Source organism: Sphingomonas sp. UYP23, assembly GCF_054059235.1.
Genome location: NZ_JBSSBX010000001.1, coordinates 2559266 through 2576273 on the forward strand (window position 1 = coordinate 2559266; position 17008 = coordinate 2576273).

A 17008-nucleotide genomic window follows, 5' to 3' on the forward strand; every position below is an offset into this window, starting at 1 on the left:
AACCCCTCCCCTGAAGGGGAGGGGCTAAGAAGACAGTTAGCTCGCCAGCTGCGGGAACCCCGCCCGGAACGCGGCAACCTTCGGCTTGTCGAAGGTCACGATATACGGGTGGTTGGGGTTCCGGTCGAAGAAGCGCTGGTGATAGTCCTCGGCCGGGAAGAAGCTGCCGTTCTCGATCTTGGTCACGATCGGCTTGGCGAAGACATGCGCCTGCCCAAGCTGCGCGATATACGCCGCCGCCACGCCGCGCTGCGCCGCGCTCTGCGGGAAGATCGCCGAGCGATAGCTGTAGCCGCTGTCGGGCGTCTGGCGGTTGAGCTGCGTCGGATCGTGCGCGACCGAAAAATAGATGCGCAGCAGCGTCGCATAGCTGACCTTGGCGGGATCATAGACCACGCGGATCGCCTCGGCATGCTGCGTCGTCTCGGTCGAGACCTGATCGTAGGTCGCGGTCTCGCGTGTCCCGCCGGCATAGCCCGCGGTGACCTTGCGGACGCCCTTCACATGCTCGAAGACCGCTTCCATTCCCCAGAAGCAGCCGCCCGCGAAGATCGCGGTCTGCGGTCCGCTGGCGGTGACGTCGGTCTTGGAAACGGGGATCGGCACTGCGCGCTCGGCTTTCGCCGTGCCGCCGCCGAGCGCGTAGAGCGCGATTCCGGCAAGGCCGGCAGTGATCAGGACGGGTTTGAACATCGGGATACCTCTGAGACCAGACATAACACCATTCGCGTCATGCACGCGCAAAGTTACGCTTTGGCGGTCGACAAAGATGTCGTGTCGACTCAGGGCCGCTTCAACCCGCGCACGCGGTGCCAGATGTAGAAAGCGACCGCGGCGACGAGCACGACCGCGATCACCGCATCCGCGCTGTGGAACGCCGCCTTCATCGCCGGGCTCTTGTTCCACTGGTCGCCGAGCTTCATGCCGACCCAGGCAAGCCCGAAGCACCACGGCCACGATCCGAGAAAGGTGTAGATGTGGAACGGCACCAGCGGCATCCGCGCAACGCCCGCCGGGAAGGCGATGAACGAGCGGATCACTGGCAGCAGCCGCCCGATCAGCACCGCCATGTTGCCGAAGCGCGCGAAGAAGCGATCGGCGGCGTCGAGCTCGCCCGGACCGACCAGCACATAGCGGCCCCAGCGCTCGGCGAGCGGCCGCCCGCCGCGTTTGCCGATCTCATAGGCGACGATCGACCCAAGATTGCAGCCGATCGCGCCTGCGGTTGCGGCGAGGAACAGGTCGAAGCGCCCGGTCGAAACGAGATAGCCGGCGAACGGCATGATGATCTCGGACGGCAGCGGAATGCACGCCGACTCGATCGCCATCAGCAGCGCGATGCCGAGATAGCCCCCGCTCGAAATGACGCCGATGGTGAATGTGGCGAGGATGCCGAGGATTCGTTCGATCATGGGTGCGGGCTTTGCCGTGCGGCGCGGGCGGGGGCTAGGGGAAAGTGCGCGGCGGCTGTTCCTCCCCTCCCTTCCAGGGAGGGGAGGCCCCGGCGGTGGCGTTTCGCTTTCCTCAAACGTCGAAAAGCGAGAGGCGCCTTCGACAAGCTCGGGACGAACCGGCTAAGGGGTGGCGCCATGAACGACTCCGACAAACGCCTCGCCGCGCTGGCCGCCGTCGCCGAGGTCCGCCCCGGCATGATCGTCGGCCTGGGCACGGGTTCAACCGCTGCCTTCGCGATCGCGGCGCTTGGCGAACAGGTCCGGACCGGACTGCGAGTCGAAGCCGTCGCCACCAGCCTTGCGACTGAAGCAAGCGCACGCGACGCTGGTATCACGCTCATTGGAATGCCCGCCCGGATCGACCTCACGATCGACGGCGCCGACGAAATCGACGACGCGCTCAACGCCATCAAGGGCGCCGGCGGCGCGATGCTGCGCGAGAAGGTGGTCGCTGCGGCAAGCGACCGAATGATCGTGATCGCCGACGGCTCGAAGCGCGTTGCCGCGATCGGCGCGGCGAAGATCCCGGTCGAGGTCCTGCCTTTTGCGCAGGCGTTCGTGGCCGCGCGACTTGCCAAGCTTGGCGGCCTGCCCATCCCGCGTGCCGGCTTCGTCAGCGACCAGGGCAATCCGATCCTCGACTGCCGCTTCCCTGCGGATATCGACCACGCCGCGCTGGCCGCAGCGATCGACGCGATTCCGGGCGCGCTCGGGCACGGATTGTTCCTCGCCGAGGTCGATGCTGCCTATATCGTGACCGATGGAGTCGTTACGCGGCTGGAACGCGGCGACGTGAGCGCTTAAGGCGCGAGCGTTATCTTCAACTTCGGGCAACCCGACCGACGCGCGAGCGTTCAGCGACCACAGTAAAAGGCGACCCACTGCATGGCCGATACCCAGACCCCATCGAACCCCGCAACCGCGCTCCACGAGGATGGCAGCCCCGAGCGGCTGCAGATCGACACGATCCGCACGCTGTCGATGGATGCGGTGTCGACCGCCAAGTCCGGCCATATCGGAACACCGATGGCGCTCGCGCCGGTCGGCCACACGCTGTGGACCAAGTTCCTGCGCACCGATCCGTCGACCCCCGACTGGCCCAACCGCGACCGTTTCGTACTGTCGGTCGGCCATGCCTCGATGCTGCTTTACGCGCTGCTGCACCTCGCCGGCGTCGAGGAGATCGACGCCGGCGGCAAGAAGTCCGGCGCGCCCGCGGTCAGCCTCGACGACATCAAGGCGTTCCGCCAGCTCGGCTCGAAGACGCCGGGCCATCCCGAATATCGCCACACCACCGGCGTCGAGACGACGACCGGTCCGCTCGGTGCGGGCTGCGGCAATTCGGTCGGCATGGCGATCGCCGAGCGCTGGCTCGCCGCGCGCTACAATCGCGATGGTTTCACGCTGTTCGACCATGACGTCTACGTCTTCTCGGGCGACGGCGACATGATGGAGGGCGTCGCCAGCGAGGCTGCCAGCCTTGCCGGGCATCTCAAGCTGTCGAATCTGTGCTGGGTCTACGATTCGAACCACGTCTCGATCGAGGGCGGCACCGATCTCGCGTTCGACGAGGACGTCGGCAAGCGCTTCGAAGCCTATAGCTGGCACGTTCTCCACGTCGATGATGCCAACGATTGCGCGGCGATGACGGCGGCGCTCGACAGCTTCAAGGGTTGCACCGACAAGCCGACCTTCATCGTGGTGAAGAGCGTCATCGGCTATGGCAGCTCGATCCAGGGCACCGCCAAGGCGCACGGCGAGGGCATGACGCTCGACGACATCGCCAACACCAAGAAGGCCTATGGCTGGGATCCCGAGGCGAAATTCCTGGTGCCCGACGGCGTCAAGGAAGGCTTCCACAAGGCCGTCGCCGATCGCGGTACGCCGCTTCGCGAAGCGTGGGACGAGATGCGCGCGCGCTATGCCGATGCGTATCCCGAACTGTCGAAGGAACTCGACGCGCTGCTCACCAGCCAGCTCCCCGAGGGCTGGGACGCCGACATCCCCACTTTCGACGCCGACCCCAAGGGCATGGCGTCGCGCGATGCCGGCGGCAAGGTGATGAACGCGATCGCCGCCAAGGTGCCGTGGCTGGTCGGCGGCTCGGCCGATCTCGCGCCCTCGACCAAGACGCTGATCGACAATGGCGGTTCGTTCCAGGCGGACAGCTATGGTGCGCGCAACCTGCACTTCGGCGTGCGTGAGCATGGCATGGGCGCGGTCGTCAACGGCATGGCGCTGTCCTATCTGCGCTCCTATTCGGCGACCTTCCTGGTCTTTTCGGATTACATGCGCCCGCCGATCCGGCTCGGCGCGCTGATGGAACTGGGCGCGACCTACGTCTTCACGCACGATTCGATCGGCGTCGGCGAAGACGGCCCGACGCACCAGCCGGTCGAGCAGGTCATCTCGCTCCGCGCGATCCCCGGCCTCGACACGATCCGCCCGGCCGACGCCAATGAGACCGCATGGGCATGGAAGGCGGCGATGCAGTCGGGCAACCACCCGACCGCATTGATCCTGTCGCGCCAGGCGCTGCCGACGATCGACCGTTCGAAATATGCGAGCGCCGAGGGGCTGATGAAGGGCGGCTATGTCCTCGCGGATAGCGAGAACCCGCAGGTCATCCTGATCGCGACCGGCTCGGAAGTGTCGCTCGCGCTCGAGACGCACGACAAGCTCGTCGCGCAGGGCGTCGCGTCGCGCGTCGTCTCGCTGCCGAGCTGGCATCGCTACGAGAGCCAGGACGAGGCGTATAAGGAATCGGTGCTGCCGAAGGCCGTCACCGCGCGGCTCGCGATCGAGATGGGCAGCGAAATCGGCTGGGATCGTTATGTCGGCACGCGCGGCAAGACGATCACCATGTCGACCTTCGGCGCCTCGGCCCCGATCGCCAAGCTGCAGGACAAGTTCGGCTTCACCGTCGACCATGCCGTCACGCTCGCGACCGAGATGGTCAACGCGGCCAAGTAAGACGCAGCGGGATTACCCACCTGTCACCCTCGCGAAAGCGAGGGTCCCGATTCTTCTCCCCAGCGTGGGGCAAGACAGCGGGATCCCCGCTTCGCGGGGATGACGGGTGGGGATTGAACACTAATCGCCCCCACGGGGTTGTTCGCGTAACCGCCGTGCCCAAATGCAGGGCTACAAGGGCGTACGACACAGATATACGGAGAAGCACTGATGGGCCGTTTGAACGATCTCGCAGCATTGGGTCAGGCCGTCTGGCTCGACTTTGTCGACCGCAAGTTCCTCGCCGAGGGCGGCCTGCAGAAGATGGTCGACGAGGATGCGCTGACCGGCGTCACGTCGAACCCGTCGATCTTCGAAAAGGCGATGGGCCACGGCCATGCCTATGACGAAGAGCTCGCCGCCTACGACAAGACCAACCCCGAAGCACCGACGATCGACCGCTACGAGCATCTCGCGATCCTCGACATCCAGGCCGCCGCCGACACGCTCCGCCCGGTTTACGATCGGCTCGACGCCAAGGACGGCTATGTCAGCCTCGAAGTCTCGCCCTATCTCGCCAACGATACCGACGGCACGATCGCCGAGGCGCAGAAATTGTGGAAGGCGGTCAACCGCCCGAACCTGATGATCAAGATCCCCGGCACCCCCGCCGGCGTCCCCGCGATCGCCGCGACGATCGATGCCGGGATCAACGTCAACGTGACCCTGCTTTTCTCGCAGAGCGCGTATCAGGCGGTCGCCGAAGCCTATGTCGAAGGCCTCGAGAAGCGCGCCGCGCGCGGCGAGCCGATCGATAAGATCGCCAGCGTCGCGAGCTTCTTCGTCAGCCGGATCGATTCGAAGATCGACGACAAGATCGACGCCTTGGTGAAAGAGGGGGGCGCCGGTGCCGATGAGGCAAAGCCGCTCAAGGGCAAGGTCGCGATCGCCAATGCCAAGCTGGCCTATGCCTGGTATGAAGAGTTCATCGCTTCGGCCCGCTGGCAGGCGCTCGCCGCCAAGGGCGCGCAGGTCCAGCGGCTGCTCTGGGCGTCGACCGGGACGAAGAACCCCGACTATCCCGACACGCTGTATCTCGACACGCTGATCGGCAAGGACACCGTCAACACCGTTCCCCCCAAGACGCTCGACGCGTTCCGCGAGCGCGGCACCGCGACGGCCACGCTGAACCAGGACGTGGCAGGTGCGCGCCACGTGATCTCGGAGGCCGAGCGGCTCGGGCTCGACCTCGACGGCGTCACCGACACGCTGGTCGAGGAGGGCGTCGCGTCCTTCTCCAAGGCGTTCGACGATCTGCTCGGCGCGATCGCCGCGAAGCACCCCGCGCACGCCTGAGCGTGTAATCGCACCCCCCGTTCGCCAGCGGCGAACGGGGTGAGGGGCGTAACCCAGACCCAAATTTTTCCAACCATACGGCGGAGTTTAGCCATGAAGATCGGGATCATCGGCCTAGGCCGCATGGGCGGCAATATCGCGCGGCGTCTGATGCGTGCGGGCCACGAGACGGTGGTGTTCGACCGCAACGCCCCGGCCGTCGAAGGGCTCGTCGCCGATGGCGCGATCGGCGCCACCTCGCTCGAGGACATGCGCGACAAGCTCGACTCGCCCGGCATCTACTGGGTGATGCTCCCCGCCGGCGACCCGACCGAACAGACGATCGCGACGATCGGCGGCTTCGACACCAAGGGCGACATCATCATCGATGGCGGCAACAGCTTCTACAAGGACGACATCCGCCGCGCCAAGGCGCTGACCGAGCAGGGCACGATGTACGTCGATGTCGGCACGTCGGGCGGCGTGTGGGGGCTCGAGCGCGGCTATTGCATGATGGTCGGCGGCACGAAGGAAGCCGTCGACACGATCGACCCGATCCTCTCGGCGCTCGCCCCCGGCATCGGCACGATCCCGCGCACGCCCGGTCGGATCGAGGAGAATGAGGATCCGCGCGCCGAGCAGGGCTATATCCATGCGGGGCCGGCGGGCGCCGGGCACTTCGTCAAGATGGTGCACAACGGCATCGAATATGGCCTGATGCAGGCCTATGCCGAGGGCTTCGATATCCTCAAGGGCAAGGCGTCGGACAAGCTGCCCGAGGACGAGCGCTTCGATCTCAACCTGACCGACATCGCCGAAGTGTGGCGCCGCGGCAGCGTGATCTCGTCGTGGTTGCTCGACCTCACCGCGATCGGGCTCGCCAAGGACCAGAACCTCGAACAGTTCACCGGCAGCGTCGCTGATTCGGGCGAGGGCCAGTGGACGATCGACGCCGCGATGGAGGAGAAGGTGCCCGCCAACGTGCTGACCGCGGCGCTGTTCGCGCGCTATCGCAGCCGCGTCGATCACACCTTCGGCGACAAGCTGCTCTCGGCGATGCGCTTCGGCTTCGGCGGGCATGTCGAGATGCCGCAATGAGCGTCAAGCTCGTCGTCTCCGACGTCGACGGCACGCTGGTCGACAAGCAGAAGCAAGTCACGCCCGGCGTCAGGGCGGCGGTCGCGCGGCTGCGCGAGGCGGGCGTGCAGTTCACGATCGTCAGCGCGCGGCCGCGCTCGGGGATGATGCCGATCGCCGAGGCACTCGGTATCGACGCGCCGATGGGGGCGTTCAACGGCGGCACGGTGTTCACCCGCGACGGCACGGTGACGAGCCAGCATTATGTCCCGCGCGCGGTGGTCGAGGGTGTGTTCGCGGTCGTCGAAGGCACCGCGGTCGACACCTGGGTGTTCGCCGACGATCAATGGTATGCCAGCACCGATCAGGGCGGGCATGTCGGCAGCGAAAAGCTCGCCTCGAACCAGGCGCCGATCGTGCGGCAGGACTTCTCGGATCTGTTCGACCGCGTCGACAAACTGACCTTCGTCAGCGACGATGCGGACCTGCTCAAGGCGCTCGCCGAACAGGCCAAGGGGTATGGCGACCGCGCGACGATCGCGCAGTCGCAAGTCTATTATCTCGATGTCACCGCGCTCGCCGGCAACAAGGGCGACGGTGTCGCCGCGCTGTCGAAAACGCTCGGCGTCCCGCTCGAGGAAATCGCCGTGCTCGGCGACCAGGCCAACGACCTGCCGATGTTCGCGCGCGCCGCGGTATCGTACGCGATGGGGCAGGGGCCCGAAGCGGTCCGCGCGAAGGCAACGCATGTCGTGGCGAGCAACGACGAAGACGGCGTCGCCGAGGCGATCGACGCGATCCTCGCTGGACGCTGAGCGCAGCGTACGCCACCCTTGCCCGAACCGGGTGGAAAGGGTGGCGCATGCGATACTGGATGGGATGGATCGGGCTGGCCGTCGCCAGCCCGCTGGTGGCCAAGACGCATGATCTGCCCGCCACGCCGCAGACCGTCGCCTGGGGCCATTACGATGCGACCTCCAAGCCCGTCCTGACGATCGACTCGGGCGATACCGTCGTCGTCCACACGCTGCTCACCAACAGTCCCGCCGGCCTCGAGAAAGCCGGCGTAGCGTCCGCCGATGTCGAGCCGGCGCTGCGTGCGGTCTACGCCGGCGTGCCTGCCAGCGAGCGCGGTCCTGGCGGGCATGTGCTCACCGGCCCGATCGCGATCACCGGCGCCGAGCCAGGCGACACGCTCGAGGTCCGCATCCTCAAGATCGATCTCGCGATCCCCTATGCCTACAACGCCTTCCGCTATGGCGCGGGGTTCCTGACCGACGATTTCCCTTATGCGCGGATGAAGATCGTCCCGCTCGACCGCAAGGCGATGCTCGGCCGCTTCGCGCCGGGCGTGGATGTGCCGCTGCGGCCGTTCTTCGGCAGCATGGGCGTAGCGCCGCCGCCCGCCTTCGGGCGCTACGATTCGGCGCCGCCGACGATCAATGGCGGCAACATGGACGACAAGGCGCTCGTCGCGGGGACGACCTTGTTCCTGCCGGTCCATGCCAGCGGGGCGCTGTTCCAGGTCGGCGACGGCCATGCCGCGCAGGGCAATGGCGAAGTCGACATCACCGCGCTCGAAACCTCGCTGACGGGGACGCTGCAGTTCATCCTGCATAAGGGCGACAATGCCCCCTATCCGCGTGCGGAAACGCCGACGCACTATATCGCGATGGGCTTCGATGACGATCTCAGCAACGCGACGCGCAAGGCGTTGCGCAACATGATCGACTTTCTCGTGGCCGCGAAGGGCATGACGCGCGACGACGCCTATATGCTGATCAGCGTGGCGGGCGATGTCGAGGTGACAGAACTGGTCGATCGCAACAAGGGCGTCCACGTGATGCTGCCCAAGGCGGTCTTCACCAAGCGATAGCGCCCATTCTCCTACGTCACCCCGGCCTCGTGCCAAGGTCCACCGTGACGCGCACACGCGGCGTCAGAACGCGCATCCCGGTAGACCCCGGAACAGGTCCGGGGTGACGGTTGCGCGGGTCTACCGCCGCCCGAACCACATCCGCTGCAGCTCCTGCGACCGGTCGAGCCACTGGTGCTTGATCGCGCCCGCCAGATGCAGCGCGACCAGCGCGTAGACGGCATAGGCGATGATCTCGTGTGCCGCGCCGAACCCGTCATGCACCGCCTTCTTGGTCGCCGGGTCGAGCGCCATGATGAAGCCGAGCCGCGGCCATTGGAACAGGCCGTAGAGATACATCGGCGTCTCGGCGGCATGCTCATAGGCCGAATCCATGATCCACCCCGTCAGCGGCATCGCGAACAGGATCAGGTACAGCCCCCAATGCACGATATGCGACGCCCCGACTTCCCAGCGTGCATAGCCCTGCGGCAGCGGCGGCGGGCGATGCCCCAGGCGCCACAGGATGCGCAGCAGCGCGAGCCCGAGGATCGTGATGCCGATCGACTTGTGCAGATCGATCGCCGGGCGCACCTGCGCGTCGGCGAGGTTCGGCCACGTCCAGGCGAGCAGGACATTGGCGACGATCAGCGCCGCGATGATCCAGTGGAGCACGATGGCGACATGGGTGTAACGCTGCAACATGGACCCGCTCCGGCGACATTTCGGATCGAGCCTAGCGACGCAGCGCAGGCTGCGCTAGGCGCGTCATCACCCGTTCATCCAGTATCGGTAACGCCTCCGCAATGACCTCGCTCGCCGAAACGCTCGTTGCGGAATCCCCGCGCTTGACCCCGCGGCGCGTGCCGGTCGCGAGCCGCCTGATCGGTGCGACCGGACCGCTCCTGTTCGTCGCGCTTTTCGTTCAGGCTTTCACGCGGCAAAGCCTGGCGGTCTGGTCGATCGGCATTGGCTATATCCTCTACGATACCGCGTTGCTGGCGTTCACCGCGTGGAACATCCGCGACCTGCGCCAGACACCGCACCCCACGCCCGTCGCATCCCCCAGCTTCGGCGTGATCGTCGCCGCGCATAACGAGGCGAGCGTTATCGCCGCGGCGATCGACCGGCTCGCGGGGCAAGCCTCGCCGCCCGACCTGATCCTGATCGCCGACGATGGATCGAGCGACGCGACAGCCGAAGTGCTCGAGCGGCGCTACGGTCTCGCCGTCCCGCCGCTCGGCACGATGACACCGCCGTCGGCGATCCTGCCGTCGCTGCGCTGGTTGCGGCTGCGCCACGCGGGCAAGGCGCGCGCGCTCAATGCGGCGATGGTGCAGGTCGATACCGAAGTGGTGCTGACGGTCGACGCCGATACGCTGCTCGAACCCGGCGCAATCGCGGCGATGCGCGCGGCGTTCGCCGCCGAGCCTACCCTTGTCGCGGCGACCGGGGTGCTCGCGCCGATCTGCGGGCGCGATCTGCAGGGGCGCTTCTTCGAGTGGTTCCAGACCTACGAATATGTCCGCAACTTCCTGTCGCGCCATGCCTGGGAACGGCTCGACAGTTTGCTGCTGATCTCGGGCGCGTTCGCTGCGTTCCGGCGCGAGGCGGTGGTCGCGGTCGGCGGGTTCGATCCCGATTGCATGGTCGAGGATTACGAGCTGATCCACCGGCTGTACCGCCACGCCGCCGATCATGACCGCGACTGGACGATCCGCGTCGTCGGCGGCGCGCTGGCGCGGACCGATGCGCCGGCGAGCCCGATGGCCTTCCTGCGCCAGCGGCGGCGCTGGTTCGGCGGCTTCCTCCAGACGCAATATTGGAACCGCGACATGGTCGGTGCGCGGCGTTTCGGCTGGCTCGGGACGGCGATGCTGCCGGTCAAGGCGCTCGATACGGTGCAGCCGATCTACGGTCTCGCGGCGTTCGCGATTCTCGTCGGGCTGGTGGTCAGCGGGCGCTTCACGCTGGCGTTCCCGATCCTGCTCGTGATGCTCGCGAAGATCGCGATCGACCTCACCTTCCACCTCTGGTCGCTCGGTATGTACAAGCGCTGGACCGGGCAGCGCGAGGGGTTGGCGCTGTTCCCCGCGCTGATCGCGGCGATCCTCGAGCCGTTCAGCTTCCAGCTGCTGCGCCATGCCGGTGCGGTGTGGGGCTGGCACGCGTTCCTGACCGGGCGCGAAAGCTGGGGCCGGCAAGAGCGCACCGCGATCGTCGCGCCGGCGGAGTGAGCGCTTACGCCACCAGCCGATAGCCGATCCCGGGCTCGTTGAGCAGCAGCGCGGGCGCGCCCGGATCGAGCTCGAGCTTCAAGCGCAGCGCGCGCACCGCGACGCGCAGATATTCGACATCGTCGAGATGCCCGTCGCCCCACACCACGCGGAGCAGATGCGCGTGCGTCAGCAGCTTGCCGGCGTGGCGCGCCAGTTCGGCGAGCAAGGCGAACTCCTTGCGGGTCAGCTTCACCGGCGCGCCATCGCGCCACACCTGATGCGCCGACAGGTCGATCTCGACCGGCCCGACCTTCAAGCGGTCCTGCCCCGCCGGGGTGGCATTGTGACGCCTGAGTACGACGCGCATTCGAGCGAGCAATTCCTCGGTGTCGAACGGCTTCACCACATAGTCGTCGGCGCCGAGATCGAGTGCTGCGACCTTCTCGGCGGTTGCGTCGCGCGCGGTCAGCACGATCACCGCGCGGTCCATCGCCTTGAGCAGCGGCACGAGCTCGATCCCGTCGCGGTCGGGCAAGCCGAGATCGAGCAACACCAGCTCGCACCCCGGGCGATGCGCGAGCGTCAGTGCATCGGCGGCGGTGGCGGCTTCTTCGGCGGTCATCCCGGCGCGCTCAACCGCGCCGCGCACGAGGCGGCGGATCGCGGATTCGTCGTCGACGATCAATATCTGCGCGGTCACCGGCCGCCCCTTCCAACCGTCACCCCGGCCTTGTGCCGGGGCCCATCTTGCCGCGAGCGGTGCGGCCGGCAGCTCAAAGGGTGCGCGTGCGGAGGGGTGGGCCCCGGCACAAGGCCGGGGTGACGAAGGTTGGTCATTCGCTACCCGTACGCCGGATCAGCGCATTGGGCCACGCCACGACGAACGCCGATCCGCCCTGCTCGCGATTGGCCGCAGACACCTGCAGCCCCATCGCCTGCGCGAAGCCCTGGACGATCGCCAGACCAAGTCCCGTCCCGCCGCTGCGGTCATCGCCGTCGACGCGCGTGAAGCGGTCGAACAGATGCGCCTCGCCGCCGACCGGCAGGCCTGGCCCCTGATCGAGGACGCCGAGCGTAAGCCCGTCGGGCGTGCGACGCCCCTCGATCAAGATGTCGGTGTCGGCGGGTGCGAACTTGGCGGCGTTGCCGAGCAGGTTGATCAGCACGTGATGCAGCATCCGCGGATCGGCCTCCACCAACGGCAGCGTCGGCGGCACGTCGAGCACCAGCCGGTGCCGCGCGAGCTCGGCGCGCAGGTCGCGCGCGGCGGCGGCGACGGCGTCGGTCAGGTCGGTCGCCTCGCGCTTGACGACGAGCGCGCCCGCCTCGATCCGCGTCATCTCGACGAGATCGTCGAACACGCGCCGCAACCGCCGTGCCTCGCTCTTGAGCGTCGCGGTAGCGAGCGAGGTGCCGTGCGCGACGGCGAGTTCGTCCGCTGCCGCGACGACCGCGGTGAGCGGGGTCTTGAGATCGTGCCCGATCGACGAGAGCAGCGTCGCGCGCAGATCGTCGCGCTGCTTGAGCGCGTTCACTTCGCGCGCCTGCGCCTCGAGCTGGAGCCGTTCGTGCGCCAGCGCGGCCTGGCCGACGAGCGTCGCGAACAGCACGCGCTTGTCGGCGGGGATTGGATCACCCCCCTCGCGTGCAACGCCGAGCACGCCGAGCACGCCCAAAGCGGTCTTGAGCGGGTGGAACTGCCACTCGCTCGCGGTCAGCGTCCCGCTGTCGCGTCCGGTGACTTCGCCGCGGTCGAACGCCCATTCGGCGGCGGCGGTGTCGATCGGGCTCAGCGCGACCATCGAGGGGGCCGCGGCAATCGCGACATGGCGGCCGTCGCGATTGGCGAGCAGGATCGTCGAAACGCCGAGCAGTGCCGCAATCTCCTCGCACGTCGCCGTCGCGGTGCCATTCTCGTCGGAGACGCCGGCCAGACGCTGGCCGAACGCGGCAAGCGCGGCATTCTCGGTCGCGGTGCGCGCGCCGACATTGGCCTCGCGCCGCACCTGTCCCGCCAGCTGGCTCGCCACCACCGCGACGATCACGAACACGGTGAGCGTGACGACATTGTGCGGATCGGTGATCGTCAGCGTGTAGAGCGGTGGCAGGAAGAAGAAGTTGTAGGCGAGCGCCGCGCCGACGCTCGCGATCAGCGACGACCGCAGGCCGTAGAGCGTCGCGGTGGCGATCACCGGGAGCAGATAGAGCAGGTCGATCGCATCGGCCCCGACCACCGGCAGGAGCAACTGCGAAAGCGCGGTACTCGCGGCGACGAAGGCGAGGCCGATCGCGCTGCCCCGCGCCAGGATCGGGCGCGTCGTCGGTGTTTCGCGGCGCGTCTCGCTGGCTTCCGCGACGGGGACGACGTGAATCGCCACGCCGTCGAGCGCGCGCACCAGCCGGTCGACCACCGAGCCGTGGCGCAGCTCGAACCACCACGAGCGCCGCGACTTGCCGATCACGACCGCGGTCGCGCGTGCCTCGCGGATATGCGCGCACAGCCCCTCGAGCACGTTGCCCGCCGGCACCGTCGCGATCGTCGCGCCGAGCCCGGTGGCGAGGTCGAGCGCGTCGGCCATCCGCGCGCGGGCGGGGGCCGAGAGTGTCGCCGAGCGCGGCGTCTCGACCACCACCGCGGTCCAGCTCGCGTGCAGCGCATCGGCGAGCCGCTTGGCCGAGCGGATCAGCACATCGCTCCCCGGCTGGTCGCCGACCGCGACGACGAGCCGCTCTCCGCCCGCCCAGGTGCCGCTCTCGCCAAGACTCGCGACGTGATCGAGCAGATGCCGGTCGACCGTCTGCGCGGCGCGGCGCAGCGCCAGTTCGCGCAACGCCGACAGGTTCGATTTGGAAAAGAAATGGCCGAGCGCGCGCGTCGCCTCGGCTGGGATATAGACCTTGCCCTCTTGCAACCGCGCGATCAGCTCGTCGGGGGGGACGTCGACGACTTCGATTTCGGCATCGTCGAGCACCGCATCGGGCACCGTCTCGCGCACGCGAACGCGCGTGAAGCCGGCGACGACGTCGTTGAGGCTCTCGACATGCTGGATGTTGAGCGTGCTGAGCACGTCGATCCCGGCCTCGCGCAGCTCCTCGATATCCTGCCAGCGTTTGGGATGGCGGCTGCCCGGCGCATTGGTGTGCGCGAATTCGTCGATCAGCGCGACCTTGGGGTGCCGCGCGAGCATCGCGTCGAGGTCGAACTCCTCGAGCGTATGCGCGCCGTGCTCGATCTTCGCGCGCGGCAGGATCTCGAACGGGGCGGCGAGCCGGTCGGTGTCGGCGCGGCCATGCGTCTCGATCACGCCCGCGACGACGTCGGTGCCGCTGCGGAGCAGTTCGGCGCCCTCGCGCAGCATCTCGAAGGTCTTGCCGACCCCCGGGGCTGCGCCGAGGAAGATCTTCAACCGACCGCGCCCCTCGCGCCGGGCCGCTTTCAGCAGCGCGTCGGGGGAGGGGCGGGTGTCGTTCACTGGGTGCTTGTAGCGGCAGTCGCGTCGAGCTGTCGATTGAGCAGCAGGACATTGACGTGGCGCTCGCCGATGATGCCGAGCAACGGCACCTCGGTCTGGGTTTCAATCAGCGACTTTACCTTGGCGACATCCAGCCCACGCGCCTTGGCGACACGCGGAGCCTGCAAAAAAGCCGCCTCGGGGCTCAGATCGGGATCGAGCCCCGAGGCGCTAGTGGTGACCAGGTCGGCGGGTAGATCCCCGGTCATCCCTTCCGCCCGCGCGCTCGAAACGCGCTTGGCGATGGCATCGCGCAGGTCCTTAGACCCCGGCGCTAGGTTGGTCGCGGCCGACGCACTCGCATCATAGCCATCCTTGCCGGCGGCAGAGGGACGGGGATGGAAATTGGTCGGGCCCGTGAAATTCTGCGCGATCAGCGCGGAGCCGATCGGCTGCCCCTTGGCGTTGCTCAGCACGCTGCCATTGGCCTGCACCGGCAGCACGATCTGCGCGATACCGGTGATTGCTGCGGGATAGAGCAGGCCGAGGACGAGCGTCATCAGCAGGAGCAGGACGGCGGCGGGGCGCAGCGCGCGAAGCGTTTCGGTCAACATCTGGAGATCCTCAAGCAAGGTGCAAAGCGGCGACGACGAGGTCGATCGCCTTGATGCCGATGAACGGCGCGATCAGCCCGCCGACGCCGTAGATGGCGAGGTTGCGCGCGAGCAGCGTGCCGGCTGGAGCGGGACGGTACTTCACGCCCTTCAGCGCCAGCGGCACCAGTGCCGGGATGATCAGCGCGTTGAAGATGATCGCCGACAGGATCGCGCTCTCGGGGCTTGCCAGCCGCATCACGTTCAACCCGCCCAATCCCGGATAGAGCGCGACGAAGATCGCCGGCAGGATCGCGAAATATTTGGCGACGTCGTTCGAGATCGAGAAGGTGGTCAGCGCGCCGCGGGTCATGAGGAGCTGCTTGCCGAGCCCGACGATCTCGATCAGCTTGGTCGGATCGCTGTCGAGGTCGACCATGTTGCCCGCCTCGCGTGCGGCCTGCGTGCCGGTGTTCATCGCGACGCCGACGTCGGACTGCGCGAGCGCAGGCGCGTCGTTGGTGCCGTCGCCACACATCGCGACGAGCTTGCCGCCTTCCTGTTCCTTGCGGATCAGCGCGAGCTTGTCCTCTGGCGTGGCCTCGGCGAGGAAGTCGTCGACCCCGCTCTCGGCGGCGATGCTCGCGGCGGTGAGCGGGTTGTCGCCGGTGATCATCACCGTGCGGATCCCCATCCGGCGCAGTTCGCCGAAGCGCTCGCGGATGCCCGCCTTGACGATGTCCTTGAGCTGGACGACGCCGAGCAGGCGGTTGCCATCGGCGACCGCGAGCGGGGTGGCACCGCCGCGCGCGATCTCGTCGGCGATTTTCCGCAGCGCCTCGCCGTTGGGCGCATCGGGGAGCCGCTTGAGGATCGCATCGACCGCGCCCTTGACCAGCGCACGGTCGCCGATCTGGAGACCCGAAACGCGCGTCTGCGAGGTGAATTTGATCTCCTCGGCACCCGCCGGTATCGCCACCGCAGCGCTGCCGTCCTGATTGGCGAGCACGACGATCGAGCGGCCCTCGGGCGTCTCGTCCGACAGGCTGGCGAGGCGCGCGGCTGCGGTCAGTTCGGCGACGGTCACGCCGGGAACGGGCAGGAAGGCGGTCGCCTGGCGATCGCCGATCGTGATCGTGCCGGTCTTGTCGAGCAGCAGCGTGTCGATGTCACCCGCGGCTTCCACCGCGCGGCCCGACTTGGCGAGCACGTTGAAGCGCACGAGCCGGTCCATGCCCGCAATGCCGATCGCCGAAAGCAGCGCCGAAATCGTCGTCGGGATCAGCGTTACGAACAGGGCAACGAGCACCGGAATGGCGAGCATCCCGCCGGCATAGGAGGCGAACGCCGGCAGCGTGCCGACCGCGATCAGGAAGATCAGCGTGAGCCCGGCGAGCAGGATCGTCAGCGCGATCTCGTTCGGCGTCTTCTGGCGCTGCGCCCCCTCGACCAGCGCGATCATGCGATCGAGAAAGCCCTGGCCGGCGCCTGCGGTGACGCGCACCGTAATCGCATCGGCGATGACGCGCGTGCCCGCGGTGACGGCGGAACGATCGCCGCCGCCCTCGCGGATCACCGGCGCGCTCTCGCCGGTGATCGCCGCCTCGTTGACCGAAGCGACGCCGGCGATGACTTCGCCGTCGGCGGGAACGAGGTCGCCGGTCTCGACCAGCACCTCGTCGCCGACCTGCAGGCTGGTCGCATCGACCATCTCCCAGGCGCCTGCCACGCCGATCAGCTTCTTGGCGCGGAGCTCGGCCTTGGTGGCGCGCAGCGACGCGGCCTGCGCCTTGCCGCGCCCTTCGGCGAGTGCCTCGGCAACGTTGCCGAACAGTACCGTCAGCCACAGCCAGAAGACCAACTGGCCTTCGAACAGCGGGTGGCCGGTGCCGGTGACGAGCCCCTTGATCAGGAGGATCGTCGACAGGCCGGCGACGATCGCGGTGACGAACATCACAGGCGTTTTGATCAGCTTGCGCGGATCGAGCTTGAGGACGGCATCCCGGGCCGCTGCGGCAAGCAGCGGGCCGGTGAAGAGCGAAGCGTTCTGGTTTGCCATGGGGCTATGACC

At 67.7% G+C, this 17008-nt stretch carries 14 protein-coding genes; 7 read left to right on the top strand and 7 right to left on the bottom strand.

What is annotated here, in order from left to right; genetic code table 11:
- Window positions 1-36: 36 nt before the first annotated feature.
- On the bottom strand, window positions 37-693 hold the full coding sequence (msrA, locus tag ACVWYO_RS12635) for a peptide-methionine (S)-S-oxide reductase MsrA (protein WP_457351263.1): 657 nt from the start codon (window positions 691-693) through the stop codon (window positions 37-39).
- 89 nt (window positions 694-782) lie between these two features.
- Window positions 783-1412, bottom strand: a complete 630-nt coding sequence (locus ACVWYO_RS12640; RefSeq protein WP_322160773.1) for a DedA family protein — start codon at window positions 1410-1412, stop codon at window positions 783-785.
- Window positions 1413-1589: 177 nt separating this feature from the next.
- Between ACVWYO_RS12640 and rpiA the strand changes: the two genes are divergently transcribed.
- From rpiA to ACVWYO_RS12670, 6 genes are all read left to right on the top strand, one after another.
- Entirely contained in the window at window positions 1590-2258 is a 669-nt protein-coding gene (rpiA, locus tag ACVWYO_RS12645; RefSeq protein WP_457351266.1) for a ribose-5-phosphate isomerase RpiA, read from the top strand.
- An 81-nt stretch (window positions 2259-2339) separates the two neighbouring features.
- Window positions 2340-4427, top strand: a complete 2088-nt coding sequence (gene tkt, locus ACVWYO_RS12650) for a transketolase (protein WP_457351268.1) — start codon at window positions 2340-2342, stop codon at window positions 4425-4427.
- Window positions 4428-4637: 210 nt separating this feature from the next.
- Window positions 4638-5762, top strand: coding sequence for a transaldolase (gene tal, locus ACVWYO_RS12655; RefSeq protein ID WP_457351270.1), 1125 nt, complete (start codon window positions 4638-4640; stop codon window positions 5760-5762).
- A 93-nt stretch (window positions 5763-5855) separates the two neighbouring features.
- Window positions 5856-6839 (top strand): phosphogluconate dehydrogenase (NAD(+)-dependent, decarboxylating), encoded by a 984-nt coding sequence (gnd, locus tag ACVWYO_RS12660; RefSeq protein WP_457351272.1) that lies wholly within the window; start codon window positions 5856-5858, stop codon window positions 6837-6839.
- Window positions 6836-7633, top strand: a complete 798-nt coding sequence (locus tag ACVWYO_RS12665) for a Cof-type HAD-IIB family hydrolase (protein ID WP_457351274.1) — start codon at window positions 6836-6838, stop codon at window positions 7631-7633. Before gnd ends, ACVWYO_RS12665 begins: the two co-directional genes overlap by 4 nt.
- 47 nt (window positions 7634-7680) lie before the next feature.
- On the top strand, window positions 7681-8694 hold the full coding sequence (locus ACVWYO_RS12670; RefSeq protein ID WP_457351277.1) for an acetamidase/formamidase family protein: 1014 nt from the start codon (window positions 7681-7683) through the stop codon (window positions 8692-8694).
- Window positions 8695-8814: 120 nt separating this feature from the next.
- Here the strand turns inward: ACVWYO_RS12670 and ACVWYO_RS12675 are convergent, their stop codons facing one another.
- Window positions 8815-9378, bottom strand: a complete 564-nt coding sequence (locus tag ACVWYO_RS12675) for a cytochrome b (RefSeq protein ID WP_457351279.1) — start codon at window positions 9376-9378, stop codon at window positions 8815-8817.
- 101 nt (window positions 9379-9479) lie between these two features.
- Here ACVWYO_RS12675 and ACVWYO_RS12680 point away from each other — a divergent pair, with 101 nt between their 5' ends.
- Window positions 9480-10910: a glycosyltransferase family 2 protein gene (locus ACVWYO_RS12680; RefSeq protein ID WP_457351280.1), complete on the top strand. Its 1431-nt coding sequence runs from the start codon at window positions 9480-9482 to the stop codon at window positions 10908-10910.
- 4 nt (window positions 10911-10914) lie between these two features.
- Here the strand turns inward: ACVWYO_RS12680 and ACVWYO_RS12685 are convergent, their stop codons facing one another.
- The 4 genes from ACVWYO_RS12685 to kdpB all read right to left on the bottom strand — a co-directional run bounded on the left by ACVWYO_RS12685 (window position 10915) and on the right by kdpB (window position 16996).
- A complete protein-coding gene (locus tag ACVWYO_RS12685) occupies window positions 10915-11592 on the bottom strand; it encodes a response regulator (RefSeq protein ID WP_457351282.1) in 678 nt (225 codons plus the stop codon).
- A 133-nt stretch (window positions 11593-11725) separates the two neighbouring features.
- Window positions 11726-14365 (bottom strand): DUF4118 domain-containing protein, encoded by a 2640-nt coding sequence (locus ACVWYO_RS12690; RefSeq protein ID WP_457351284.1) that lies wholly within the window; start codon window positions 14363-14365, stop codon window positions 11726-11728.
- Entirely contained in the window at window positions 14362-14958 is a 597-nt protein-coding gene (gene kdpC / locus ACVWYO_RS12695) for a potassium-transporting ATPase subunit KdpC (RefSeq protein ID WP_457351287.1), read from the bottom strand. The genes ACVWYO_RS12690 and kdpC overlap by 4 nt, the downstream gene beginning before the upstream one ends.
- A gap of 10 nt (window positions 14959-14968) precedes the next feature.
- Window positions 14969-16996 (bottom strand): potassium-transporting ATPase subunit KdpB, encoded by a 2028-nt coding sequence (gene kdpB / locus ACVWYO_RS12700; protein WP_457351289.1) that lies wholly within the window; start codon window positions 16994-16996, stop codon window positions 14969-14971.
- Between the last annotated feature and the right edge of the window lie 12 nt (window positions 16997-17008).